The following is a 12,378-nucleotide window of genomic DNA, read 5'->3' as shown; positions in this document are numbered from 1 at the left end:
GCTCCTACAGGGGCGTGGGGTCAGAAGGATTTGCTGACGCTCGCGACGACGGTCGCGGTGCAGACATCCTTGAAGCCCCAGTTGCTCAGGCATTGGCTCTGCGACAGATCGGTGTCGATGTAGCTCAGGCCCAACACCACGCCGGCGAGGTTGTGAGTGAGTTTCACCTCCCATTCGCGGTACGAGTCTTCAGCGCTGCCAGACGCCGAATACAAATGCGGATCCTTGAAATCCATATTGCCGTAACGCAGCTTCAATCCCGAGTCGTACGGCAACTCAGTTTCATAACCGATGTAGGTGTACAGCGAGTTTTGCTTGCTATCGATCCCCGGCGCATCGTTGGAGTAGTACGCCGCCAGTTTCACTCCGTACACGCCGAGAATCCCGTAGACCTCACCTTGATTGAACTGGCTTTCCTTGGGGTAAGCGTACTTGATGTAGCCCAGATCGAGGCTGACATCCTCGGTCGCTTGCCAAAGCCAACCGGCGTAGTAATCGACTTCCTGACGGGTTTTCAGACCGCCGCCGAAATCGACGTTCGAACTCCACGCGCCGAGGTACAGACCGCTGCTGTGGGCAAGGGTCAGACCGGCCTGCACGGCAGGGTCATTCTGGGTTTGCGAGATGCCACGGGTGCGGTAGTCGCTGGCTAAAGTGAGATCCACCAACACAGCAAAGTCATCGTTCAAAGGGATCGCTTGGCTGCTCAAGGGCAGCGCGCTCAAGAAACTCAGGGCGAACAGGGGCAAGGCTTTCATGTGAAGTCCCGATGTTATGATTATTGTTGGGCAGAAAGAGAAACCTGTAGGAGCTGCCGAAGGCTGCGATCTTTTGATCTTGGTTTTTTAAATCAAAGTCAAAAGATCGCAGCCTTCGGCAGCTCCTACATGGGGGAGATTTTGTTGTTATTGGGTGGCGGTGTAGACCTGACGGCCGCCGAACCAGGTCTGCAACACCTGGGTGTCATGCAGGGCTTTGTTGTCGACGCTGAACACGTCGCGGTCGAGGACGATAAAGTCCGCTTGCTTGCCCGGCGTCAGCGAGCCGATCTGTTTCTCCAGGCCAATCGTGCGCGCCGCGTTGACGGTGTAGGCGTAGAACATGGTGTCGCGATCCAGACGCTCGTCGGCATTGAGCACGCCCAATGGGCCGACGCGGGTGATCGCCTGCGCCATGGCGTTGAACGGGTTCGGCGTCGACACCGGCCAGTCGCTCGCGCCGGCAATCGTCGCGCCCTGTTTGAGCAGAGAATGCGCCGGGTACTGATAACGGAAGGCGAGGGCGCTGACGTAGGGCTTGATCATGTCGGTGGTGTAGTCGTCGGCGCTGGCCCACAGCAACTGCATCGAAGCGATGACGTTGAGCGGTTTGAAACGGGCGAACTCTTTCGGGTTGACCATTTGCAGGTGAGTGATCGAGTGAGTTACGCCGCTCTGGCGATCCTTGCGTGCCTGGGCGATGCCGTTCAGCGATTCACGTACCGCGCGGTCGCCGATGGCGTGGATGTGCACCAGCCAGCCACGTTGGTCGATGGCGCTGACCAGTTCGCCGAAGTGCTGCGGATCGATCAGCAGTTCGCCCTGTTTGTGCGAGTTGCTGTACGGGTCGATCATCGCCGCGCTTTGCGCCGGGAACTCGATCACGCCATCGGCGAAGATCTTGATGCCAGGCAGGGTCAGGTTGGGAATGCCCTGGAATTGCTGGCGCACCTTGTCCAGCGTATCGAGATCGGCGGGCACGCTTTTCGGATTGGCCACCAGCAGCGCCGCGACGTGCACGCTCATGTCGCCACTTTCCGATAGCGCTTTATAAGCCGGCAGCACGCCGACGGTTTTTTCGGTGGGTTTGAGCGCGAACACCGCTTCGCCCGGTGCGGCGTTGGCGGCCGGATCCATCCACGCGGTGATGCCGAGGCTGTTGTTGTAGCGCACCGCTGATTTCGCGGCCTTCAACATGTCGGCGGGGCTTGGCACCGGCATTTTCGAGGCGACCCGATCCCAACCGGCATCGACCACAAAACCGTTCGGCTCGCCGCTGGCCAATTTGCCGATGGTGTCTTTTTCCGCGTCGGGCAGGGTTTTCAGCAGGGCCGCGTCAATCCCGGCACGCTTGAGCATCACATTGTTGGCCCACGCCGTGTGGTGGTCGCTGCCGATAAACACCACCGGCACATCGGCCCATTCGCCGCTGTTGAAGGTTTTGCCCAAGGCCTCTGCCTGCGCCCAATAAACCGAACTCATGCCGGCAATGCTCAGCACGTCGCCGTGTTTCGCCTTGCCGTCTGCACGCCAGTCGCGCAGACGCTTTTGCAGTTCGTCGAGGCCGACGACTTCGTCTTCCATGTTCGCCGAAGTCATCTCCAGTCCACCGAAAATCGCGTGGGAGTGGCTGTCGATCAGGCCGGGCATCAATGCTTTGCCCTTGAGGTCGATGACTTGGGTGCCGGGTTCGATCAGCGCTTTGATCTGCGCGTCGGTACCGACCTTCAGCACTTTACCGTTCTCTACGGCGAGGGCCTGCACCTTGGGTTGCGCGCGGTCGGCGGTGAAAATCTTGCCGTTGACCAGGATCAGATCAGGGGCGGCCATGGCTTCCATCGAGGCAAAACTTACAGCGGCTACCAACAGACTCGGGATGAATCTTTTCATTGAAGATTTCCTTGTTATTGCGTCTGATGGCGAGATTAGTGGCTGTCAGCGGCTGACAGAACGCCTCCCTCACGAAAAACGTTTTTGCCTGAATGGAAAAAGCATGGACAAGTTGGGCGCATTAAAGATGTTCGTGGTCACCGCGCAGCTCGGCAGTTTCAGCCGCGCCGCCGAGCAGTTGGGCAAGACCCCGTCGGCGCTGACCAAAGCGGTCAATCATCTGGAGTCGGAGCTGGGCGCGCGGCTGTTCGAGCGCAGCACGCGGCGGATTCTGCTCACCGAAATCGGCCGGGTGTACCTGGAAACCGCGCGACTGGTGTTGCAGCGACTCGACGAGGCCAGCGAAGAAATCGAACAGTTGCAGCACGGCTTGCGCGGCAGCCTGAAAATCACCGCGCCGCTGGCCTATGGGCGGGCGTTTCTCGATCAAGTGTGTGACGGATTCTTACAGCAATATCCGCAAATCAGCCTGCAAGTGGATCTGTGCGATGCGTTCGTCAATCTGCTGGAAAGTGGTTATGACCTGGCGTTGCGCGAGGGCCACGATGATTTGCCGGGGCTGATTGCGCGGGTGGTGGGCAGCAATCGTCTGGCGTTGTGCGGCAGCCCGGAATATCTGGCGCGCAAGGGTTTGCCGGTGACCCCGCAGACCCTTGAACAGCATGAGTGGCTGCTTTATCAGCATCCGTTGCTTAGCCGCGAATTCTGGTGGGCCGAACGCGATGGCCAGCGTTTGAGTCTGGCGCAACCCACGGCGCCGTTGTTGCGCAGCGATAATTACGATTTGTTGCTGGCCAGTGCGTTGGCCGGACGAGGATTGCTGCACACGCCGCTGTGGAGCGCCGCGCCGTATATCGCCGACGGGCGACTGGTGCGGGTCATGGCTGATTACGAAATCGATCCCGACACCTTTGGCCCGCACATTCTGGCGGTGTACCCGAGCCATCGGCGGGCCACGGCCAAGGTTGTCGCCTTCATTGATTACATCGCCGAATTCCTAGCCGAACGCGGCTTAAGCTGACTCACCGCACTGATCGTTCCCACGCTCTGCGTGGGAATGCCTCTGGGGACGCTCTGCGTCCAGTGACGCGGAGCGTCACGGGCTGCATTCCCACGCGGAGCGTGGGAACGATCAACGTGGGGTGGGCCGACCTGCGGCGCTTGTCAGGAAAAAGCCAAAAGAGTACAAATGTACTCCATGACGAACCTCACTCCCCGCCGTACCGCCATCCTGACCTTTATCCGCGATCGAATCGCCGAACACGGTCAGCCCCCAAGCCTCGCTGAAATCAGCGAGGCTTTTGGTTATGCCTCGCGCAGCGTGGCGCGTAAGCATGTGCTTGCGCTGACCGAAGCCGGTTTTATCGAGGTCAATCCGAATCAGGCCCGAGGCATTCGTTTGCTCGGTCAGCCGCCGCGCCCCGAACTGCTCGACATTCCCGTGCTCGGCCGCGTCGCTGCCGGTGCGCCGATTGGCGCCGATGCCGACGTCCATAGCCGTTTAATGCTCGACCCGGCGCTGTTCTCGCGCACACCCGATTACATGCTTCGGGTACAGGGCGATTCGATGATCGAGGACGGCATTCTCGACGGTGATCTGGTCGGTGTGCGACGTAATCCCGAAGCGCTTAACGGCCAGATTGTCGTGGCGCGCCTCGACGGTGAAGTCACCATCAAACGCTTCGAACGGGTTGGCGACGAAGTGCGCTTGTTGCCGCGCAACCCGGCGTATCGGCCGATTGTCGTGCGTGACGATCAGGATCTGGCCATCGAAGGGGTGTTCTGCGGTCTGGTGAGGCAAGGCTGATGGGCGCCGTCGTTGCGTTGGATACGCTGTTCAATGGCGGCCAGGTCTGGAAGGGCCGGCCTGCGCCACCGGCGGCCAGCCCGCAACCGACCGGGCACGCCGCGCTGGACGCGGCACTGCCCAGCGGTGGCTGGCCGGAAGCGGCGTTGAGTGAAATCCTCTTGGCCGGCCCCGGTGTCGGCGAACTGCAACTGGTCTGGCCGACGCTGGCGCGATTGTCGGCGGCGGGTGAGCGCATTGTGCTGGTGGCGCCGCCGTTCGTGCCGTATCCGCAGGCGTGGGAAAGCGCCGGGGTCGATCTGCGCCAGTTGTCAGTGATTCAGGCCAGTGAGCGCGATGCCTTGTGGGCAGCCGAACAGTGTTTGCGTTCAGGCAGTTGCGGCGCGGTGCTGTGTTGGCCGCACAAGGCCGATGATCGTGCGTTGCGGCGTTTGCAGGTGGCGGCGGAAACCGGTCAGACCCTCGCATTCGCTTGGCGTCCATTGAGCGAAGCGGTCAACCCGTCACCGGCGGCGTTGCGCATCGCCATCGACGCGAAACCCGCACAATTGCGCGTGCTCAAGTGCCGTGGCGGCTTGGCGCGTACGGCGCCGATTGCCTTTGCCGTGGGTCATTGAGGTCAGCATGCGCTGGGTCTGTATTCTTTTTCCGCAATTGGCCTTGGACGCGGTGCTGCGTCAGCGCGCTGATCCGGATGAACCGTTAGTGCTGCTCAGCGGCCCGGCTCAGCGGCGGGTGTTGCAAGCAGTCAACCCGGCCGCGCGCAAACTTGGCTTGCGTGCCGGACAGTCGATGACCGCCGCTCAGGCGATGAGCAAAGGTTTTGCCACCGCTGATTACGAGGCCGCCGAAGTCGAACACTGGCAGCAGTTTCTCGCGGCGTGGGCCTACGGTTTCAGCGCGCAGGTCAGCGTGCATTACCCGCGCACCGTGGTGTTCGAGATCGAGTCCAGCCTTGGTTTGTTTGGTTCCTGGGCGCAGTTAGAAGCGCGTTTGCGCAAGGAGCTGACCGAGTTGGGTTTCCGCCATCGCATCGTCGCCGCCCCCAACCCGGTGGCCGCGCGAGTGCTGGCCAATGCTTACGACGGTTTAGTGGTGCCCGACGGCGAAGCTTTGCAGCATCACCTCGGCCAGTTGCCGGTTGACCGCGTCGGTCTGGAACCGGGCGTGGCCACGGCGTTGTCGCGCATGGGCCTGCGCAACCTCAGTCAGGTGCAGAGCCTGCCGCGTCAGGCGCTGGCCCGGCGTTTCGAAGCGCAGATGCTTAAACACCTCGACACCTTGTTCGGTGCACGACCACTGGCGCTGGAGTTTTACCTGCCGCCGGATCGTTTTGATGTACGCATCGAACTCAACTTCGACGTGCAATCGCATCAGGCCTTGTTGTTCCCGTTACGGCGTTTGACCGGTGATCTGTCGGCGTTCCTTTGTGGTCGCGACAGCGGCGTGCAGCGTTTTGATCTGCATCTGGAACATGCCGGGCTGCCGGACACCGTGATCAAAGTCGGCCTGCTCAGCGCCGAACGTGATCCGGCGATGCTTTTCGAACTGGCCCGCGGGCGGCTGGAGCAAGTGCAGGTCGAGGCGCCGGTGCGCGGCTTTCGTCTGCGCGCCGAAGATCTGCCGAGTTTCGTCCCGCAGTTTCAGGAACTGTTCGATGACCGCCCGCAGCAGACGCTACCGTGGGAGCAATTGCGCGAACGCCTGCGTGCGCGGTTGGGTGATGACGCTGTGCAGGGTTTGCGCTTTCAGGCTGATCATCGACCGGAGTGCGCTTGGCAGCACGGCGTCGATAAACAGCGCTGCGCCGTGTTGCCCGGCGTGCACCGTCCGGGCTGGTTGCTCGGTGAGCCGCAGAGTGTGCCGCAAGGTTCGGCGCGGATCCTCATGGGCCCGGAGCGCATCGAATCCGGCTGGTGGGACGGTGACGATGTACGCCGAGATTATTACCTGATCCAGAACCGCGCCGGTCAGCAAGGCTGGGCGTATCGCGCGGTGGGTGAGGGCGGGCCGTTGTGGCTGCAAGGCTGGTTCGCATGAATGACGGCTATGCCGAATTGCACTGCCTGTCGAACTTCAGTTTCCAGCGCGGTGCCTCCAGTGCCCTTGAGCTGTTTCAACGGGCAAAAAAACACGGCTATCAGGCGCTGGCGATCACCGATGAATGCACGCTGGCCGGGATCGTCCGGGCCTGGCAAGCGGCGAAATCGGTTGAGCTGCCGCTGATTATCGGCAGTGAAGTGCGCATCGAAAACGGCCCGAAACTGGTGTTGCTGGTGGAGAGTCTCGCCGGTTATCAGGCGCTGTGCGGCTTGATCACTCGCGCCCGGCGGCGCACGCAAAAAGGTCAGTATCAGGTACTGCGCGAAGATTTCAGCGAGCCGCTGCCGGGGTTGCTGGTGTTGTGGGTGCCGGACTCGCTGGATGACGTGGAAGAGGGCCGCTGGCTGAAGCAGACGTTCGGCGAGCGCCTGTGGCTGGCGGTGCAATTGCATCGTGGCCAGGACGATCAGCAGCGTTTGGCGAGGTTGTTGAGTCTGGCCGGCGAACTGCAGATTCCCGCCGTGGCCAGCGGTGATGTGCACATGCACGCCCGTGGCCGGCGCGCCCTGCAAGACACCATGACTGCGATCCGTCATCACGTGCCGGTGGCCGGGGCCGGGTTGCGCCTGCATCCCAATGGCGAGCGGCATTTGCGCAGTGTCGAGGTGTTGCGCGAACTGTATCCGCCAGCACTGCTGGAAGCGTCGGTGACTCTGGCCCGGCGCTGCACTTTCGATCTCGGCGAGTTGCGTTATCAGTACCCGAAAGAGTTGGTGCCGGAGGGGCACTGCGCCAGTTCCTGGTTGCGACAACTGACGAAACAGGGCATCGCCTGGCGTTGGAAGAAGGGCGCGCCCTTCAAGGTGTTGCGGCAGATCAACAAGGAATTGCAGCTGATCGCCGAGCTCGGCTACGAAAGCTACTTCCTCACCGTGCATGACGTGGTGCGCTTTGCCCGCGAGCAAAAAATCCTCTGTCAGGGCCGTGGCTCGGCGGCCAACTCGGCGGTGTGTTTTGCCTTGGGCATCACCGAGATTAATCCGGATCACACCACGTTGCTGTTCGAGCGGTTCATGTCAAAAGAGCGCAACGAGCCGCCGGACATCGACGTCGACTTCGAGCACGAACGCCGCGAAGAAGTCCTGCAATACGTGTTTCGCCGTTATGGCCGTCATCGTGCGGCGCTGACGGCGGTGGTCAGCACCTATCACGCGGCCGGTGCCGTACGCGACGTGGCCAAAGCCTTGGGCCTGCCACCGGATCAGATCAACGCGCTGGCCGATTGTTGCGGCCACTGGAGCGACGAAACGCCACCGCTGGAGCGTTTGCTTGAGGGCGGCTTCGACCCTGACAGCCCGGTGCTACGGCGGGTATTGAGCCTGACCGGCCAATTGATCGGTTTTCCCCGGCACCTTTCACAACACCCCGGCGGGTTCGTGATTTCCGAGCAACCGCTGAGCATGCTGGTGCCGGTCGAAAATGCGGCGATGGCCGACCGCACGATCATTCAGTGGGACAAGGACGACCTCGACGCGGTCGGCCTGCTCAAGGTGGATATCCTCGCCCTCGGCATGCTCAGTGCGATTCGCCGCTGCTTCGACCTGCTGCGCAGGCATCGCAATCAGGATTTGAGCCTGGCGACGATTCCTTCCGAAGACAAACCGACCTACGAAATGATCAGCCGCGCCGACACCATCGGCGTGTTCCAGATCGAATCGCGGGCGCAGATGTCGATGCTGCCGCGCCTGAAACCGGCGACGTTTTACGACTTGGTGATTGAGGTCGCCATCGTCCGGCCGGGGCCGATTCAGGGCGGCATGGTGCACCCGTACCTGCGCCGCCGGAACAAGGAAGAAGAGGAAACCTACCCGTCGCCGGAGCTGGAAGTGGTGCTCAAACGCACCCTCGGCGTGCCGCTGTTTCAGGAACAGGTGATGCAGATCGCCATCGTTGCCGCCGATTACAGCCCCGGTGAGGCGGATCAGTTGCGCCGTTCGATGGCCGCGTGGAAACGTCACGGTGGACTTGAACCGCACAAGGAACGACTGGCCGCCGGGATGAAGAAAAACGGCTATACACCGGAGTTCGCTGCGCAGATCTTCGAGCAAATCAAAGGCTTCGGCAGCTACGGTTTCCCTGAGTCCCACGCCGCCAGCTTCGCCTTGCTGACCTACGCCAGTTGCTGGCTCAAGTGCCACGAACCGGCGGCGTTCGCTTGTGCGCTGATCAACAGCTGGCCGATGGGTTTTTACAGCCCCGATCAAATCCTGCAAGACGCGCGCCGACATCATTTGCAGATTCGCCCGGTCGATGTGCGCGCCAGCGATTGGGATTGCAGCCTGGAGCCGATTGCCGGGGCACAACCGGCGATCCGCATGGGCCTGCGCATGATCAAGGGCTTTCGCGAAGACGATGCCCGGCGCATTGAAGCTGCACGCTCGCGCGGGATATTTGCCGACATCGCCGACATCGGCGAACGGGCCATGCTGGACGCTAGGGCGCAGGCGTTGTTGGCGGATTCCGGCGCGTTGCGCGGCCTGGCTGGGCACCGGCATCGGGCGCGCTGGGAAGTCGCCGGGGTGCAGAAACAACTGGGATTATTTGCTGGCTTGCCGAGTCAGGAAGAGCCTGATGTAGTGCTGCCCAAGCCGAGTGTCGGTGAGGATTTGCACGCGGATTACACGACGATTGGCACCACGTTGGGCCCGCATCCACTGGCATTGTTACGCAGCGAGTTGAAGGCGCGGCGCTGCCGCAGTTCGCAGGAGTTGCACGATGTCGAGCATGGCCGGCCGGTGAGCGTTGCCGGACTGGTCACCGGGCGGCAACGACCGGGTACCGCCAGTGGCGTGACCTTCGTAACCCTCGAAGATGAGTTCGGCAACGTCAACGTGGTGGTCTGGCGCGACTTGGCCGAGCGTCAGCGGCAGGTGCTGGTCGGTTCGCAACTGCTCAAGGTGGATGGCCGCTGGGAGCGCCAAGGCGAAGTCCGTCATTTGATCGCCGGACGCCTGAGCGACCTCAGCCCATTGCTTAATGGCATCCGCGTGCAAAGCCGCGATTTCCACTAATACGCTGCCCCCTTGTCTGATCGTTCCCACGCTCTGCGTGGTAACGCCTCCCGTGACGCTCCGCGTCACAGCGGACGCGGAGCGTCCGTAGCGGCATTCCCACGCAGAGCGTGGGAACGATCGACAGGGGGTAAACAGGCCAATTCGTTGGCGTCAAAAATATCTGTTCGCAATGATGGCACTTTGTCATAATGCCGCCCCTTTTCAGCTCCCACCCCACGTCGCCGTGCCGGGACACACCGTTTTTCAAGAAGGAATACTCAGTGAGAATGATCTCCCGGATGTTGGTCTCAGGCGTTGCCATTGCCGTGCTCGGCACGTTGGCCGGTACCCTTGCCGGTTGCGCCACCGAAAGCTCGCGCGCGTTGCCAGTGGCCAAGGTTGAAAGCGCCTCTCAAGTCTGGACTGGCGTTCGTGTGCCGATGGCCGTGGGCAAGTTCGACAACCGCTCCAGCTACATGCGCGGGATCTTCTCTGATGGCGTGGATCGTCTCGGCGGCCAGGCCAAAACCATCCTGATCACCCACTTGCAGCAGACCAACCGCTTCAGCGTGCTGGATCGCGACAACATGGGCGAGATCCAGCAGGAAGCGGCGATCAAGGGCCAGGCCCAGCGCTTGAAGGGTGCTGATTACGTGGTCACCGGTGACGTTACCGAGTTCGGCCGCAAAGAGATCGGCGATCACCAGTTGTTCGGCATTCTTGGCCGTGGCAAAACCCAGATCGCGTACGCCAAGGTCAACCTGAACATCGTCAACATCAGCACTTCCGAAGTGGTTTATTCCACGCAAGGCGCTGGCGAATACGCCTTGTCCAACCGCGAAATCGTTGGCTTCGGCGGCACCGCAGCTTACGACTCCACCCTCAACGGCAAAGTACTGGATCTGGCCATGCGCGAGGCGATCAATCGTCTGGTCGATGGCATGAATGCCGGTGCCTGGAAGCCGGGCAACTGATCGACGCCCATTCATTGCAAGGAGCAACACCCATGAATTCGACGTTGTCGCGCTCGCTGATGGCGCTGACGCTGGCCGCCAGTGCCTTGCTGGCCGGTTGTGCCGGCCCGAAAACCCTATACCAGTGGGAAGACTACCAACCGCAGGTCTACGAATACTTCAAAGGCGAAGAGCCGAAAGAAGCGCAGGCCGAAGTGCTCGAACGTGACCTGCAAAAGATCCGCTCTACCGGCAAAGCCGTGCCGCCGGGTTACCACGCCCACCTTGGCTTGCTCTACCTGAGCATGGGCAAGGACGATCAGATGGTGCAGCAGTACAACACCGAGAAAGCGCTGTTCCCCGAGTCCGGCCCGTACATGGATTTTCTGCTTAAAAACGCCAAGACCGGAGACGCCAAATGATCTCGCGTACCCTGAAGTTACTCGCCGCTGGTTTGGCCCTGACCGTACTCGGTGGCTGCGTAGCGCCAAAAACCGTGGACTATTCGGCGTACAAACAGGCACGCCCGAAGACCATTCTGGTGCTGCCGCCGCTGAACACCTCGCCGGATGTGAAGGCGTCGTACAGCTTGCTGTCGCAAGTGACGTTCCCGCTGGCCGAGGCTGGTTATTACGTGTTGCCGATCGCGCTGGTGGATGAAACTTTCCGCCAGAATGGCCTGACCACCCCGGACGATATCCATCAGGCACCGCCGAACAAACTGAAGGAAATCTTCGGTGCGGACGCGGCCCTGTATATCACCGTGACCGAGTACGGCACGCGTTATCTGGTGATCAGCAGTGAAACCGCCGTGACCGCGACGGCGAAACTGGTGGATCTGAAAAGCGGCACAACGCTGTGGACCGGTTCGGCGCGGGCGTCGAGTGAAGAGGGCGGCAACAACGGTGGCGGCGGTTTGATCGGCATGCTGATCACCGCAGCGGTGAAGCAGATCATCAACAGTTCGACCGATGCCGGTTACCCGATTGCCGGTGTGGCGAGCAATCGTCTGCTCTCGGCTGGTCAGCACGCAGGCCTGCTATACGGCCCGCGTTCGCCGAAATACGGCACTGACTAAGAAGCAACATAAATCCTTGTGGGAGCGGGCTTGCTCGCGAAGGCGGTGTGTCATTCAACGATTATTTGTCTGATACACCGCTTTCGCGAGCAAGCCCGCTCCCACAGGGGAAAGGTGTTTCTCTGTTGGTTTATTTGGCGGCTGGCCAGAACCGTTCGCCACCGCCCGGTGCTTCTGTCCACGCTTGCAACGAGCGAGTCGGCAGGTCGAAATAATCGCGAGTGCGCGCATAACCATGGCCGCCCATACGCCCAATCGCATCCAGCCCCAATTGATCGATGTACAAGGTTTTCGGATCGATCAGCTCATCGCGCACATGCGCCATCAACACTTCACCGAAAATGATCTCCCGCGACTGACCGATGTTCAGCGCCATCATCCGCCGGCACTCCAGCGCCACTGGCGCCTCACCAATGCGTGGGCATTTCACCGTGGTGCCGGGAATCGCCGTCAAACCCGCAGCGGTCAACTCATCGAAACCCGGAGCAAACGGCACGGCACACACGTTCATGGCCTCCACCAACGCGTCGCTGACGATGTTCACGGTGAATTCCTGATTCAGCTGAATATTGCGCGTGGTGTCTTTCGGGCTCTGATCGCCATAGTTCTCCACGCCCAGCGCCAGAATCGGCGGATCCGCCGACAGTGCATTGAAGAAGCTGAACGGCGCGGCATTGATCCGGCCCTCGCCATCGATGGTGGTCACCAGCGCAATCGGCCGAGGCACGACGCTGCCAATGAGAATCTTGTATTTTTCCCGTGGGCTGAGCTGGCTGAAATCGAAACTGTGCATGGG

General features: G+C 61.2%; 11 protein-coding genes. 8 read left to right on the top strand and 3 right to left on the bottom strand.

Translation table 11 applies throughout. The features are described 5' to 3' along the window. Window positions 1-20 precede the first annotated feature (20 nt). Window positions 21-758, bottom strand: a complete 738-nt coding sequence (locus ACIOMO_RS05050; RefSeq protein ID WP_401238648.1) for a TorF family putative porin — start codon at window positions 756-758, stop codon at window positions 21-23. Window positions 759-905: 147 nt separating this feature from the next. Then, entirely contained in the window at window positions 906-2,648 is a 1,743-nt protein-coding gene (locus ACIOMO_RS05045) for an amidohydrolase (RefSeq protein WP_401238645.1), read from the bottom strand. 103 nt (window positions 2,649-2,751) lie between these two features. Between ACIOMO_RS05045 and ACIOMO_RS05040 the strand changes: the two genes are divergently transcribed. The 8 genes from ACIOMO_RS05040 (at window position 2,752) to ACIOMO_RS05005 (ending at window position 11,582) form a co-directional block, all read left to right on the top strand. Next, on the top strand, window positions 2,752-3,669 hold the full coding sequence (locus ACIOMO_RS05040) for a LysR substrate-binding domain-containing protein (protein ID WP_401238643.1): 918 nt from the start codon (window positions 2,752-2,754) through the stop codon (window positions 3,667-3,669). Between the two features lie 168 nt (window positions 3,670-3,837). Further along, complete coding sequence (gene lexA, locus ACIOMO_RS05035) at window positions 3,838-4,455, top strand: transcriptional repressor LexA (protein ID WP_401238640.1); 618 nt, start codon at window positions 3,838-3,840, stop codon at window positions 4,453-4,455. After that, window positions 4,455-5,072: a translesion DNA synthesis-associated protein ImuA gene (imuA, locus tag ACIOMO_RS05030; protein WP_008085873.1), complete on the top strand. Its 618-nt coding sequence runs from the start codon at window positions 4,455-4,457 to the stop codon at window positions 5,070-5,072. The genes lexA and imuA overlap by 1 nt, the downstream gene beginning before the upstream one ends. Window positions 5,073-5,079: 7 nt before the next feature. Continuing rightward, entirely contained in the window at window positions 5,080-6,495 is a 1,416-nt protein-coding gene (locus ACIOMO_RS05025; RefSeq protein WP_053120910.1) for a DNA polymerase Y family protein, read from the top strand. Beyond that, window positions 6,471-9,569, top strand: a complete 3,099-nt coding sequence (locus ACIOMO_RS05020; protein WP_401238637.1) for an error-prone DNA polymerase — start codon at window positions 6,471-6,473, stop codon at window positions 9,567-9,569. The genes ACIOMO_RS05025 and ACIOMO_RS05020 overlap by 25 nt, the downstream gene beginning before the upstream one ends. Window positions 9,570-9,838: 269 nt before the next feature. After that, a complete protein-coding gene (locus ACIOMO_RS05015; RefSeq protein ID WP_172680119.1) occupies window positions 9,839-10,525 on the top strand; it encodes a CsgG/HfaB family protein in 687 nt (228 codons plus the stop codon). A gap of 32 nt (window positions 10,526-10,557) precedes the next feature. Then, on the top strand, window positions 10,558-10,926 hold the full coding sequence (locus ACIOMO_RS05010; protein WP_401238634.1) for a DUF4810 domain-containing protein: 369 nt from the start codon (window positions 10,558-10,560) through the stop codon (window positions 10,924-10,926). Continuing rightward, window positions 10,923-11,582: a DUF799 domain-containing protein gene (locus ACIOMO_RS05005; RefSeq protein WP_053120902.1), complete on the top strand. Its 660-nt coding sequence runs from the start codon at window positions 10,923-10,925 to the stop codon at window positions 11,580-11,582. Before ACIOMO_RS05010 ends, ACIOMO_RS05005 begins: the two co-directional genes overlap by 4 nt. Window positions 11,583-11,712: 130 nt before the next feature. Here the strand turns inward: ACIOMO_RS05005 and ACIOMO_RS05000 are convergent, their stop codons facing one another. Further along, complete coding sequence (locus ACIOMO_RS05000; RefSeq protein WP_053120900.1) at window positions 11,713-12,375, bottom strand: flavin reductase family protein; 663 nt, start codon at window positions 12,373-12,375, stop codon at window positions 11,713-11,715. Between the last annotated feature and the right edge of the window lie 3 nt (window positions 12,376-12,378).

Source organism: Pseudomonas sp. NPDC087804 (assembly GCF_044742965.1).
In the GTDB taxonomy this organism is placed as follows: domain Bacteria; phylum Pseudomonadota; class Gammaproteobacteria; order Pseudomonadales; family Pseudomonadaceae; genus Aquipseudomonas; species Aquipseudomonas rustica.
The sequence above is the reverse complement of the archived record's forward strand: the minus strand, read 5'-3'. Positions and strand labels throughout refer to the sequence as shown.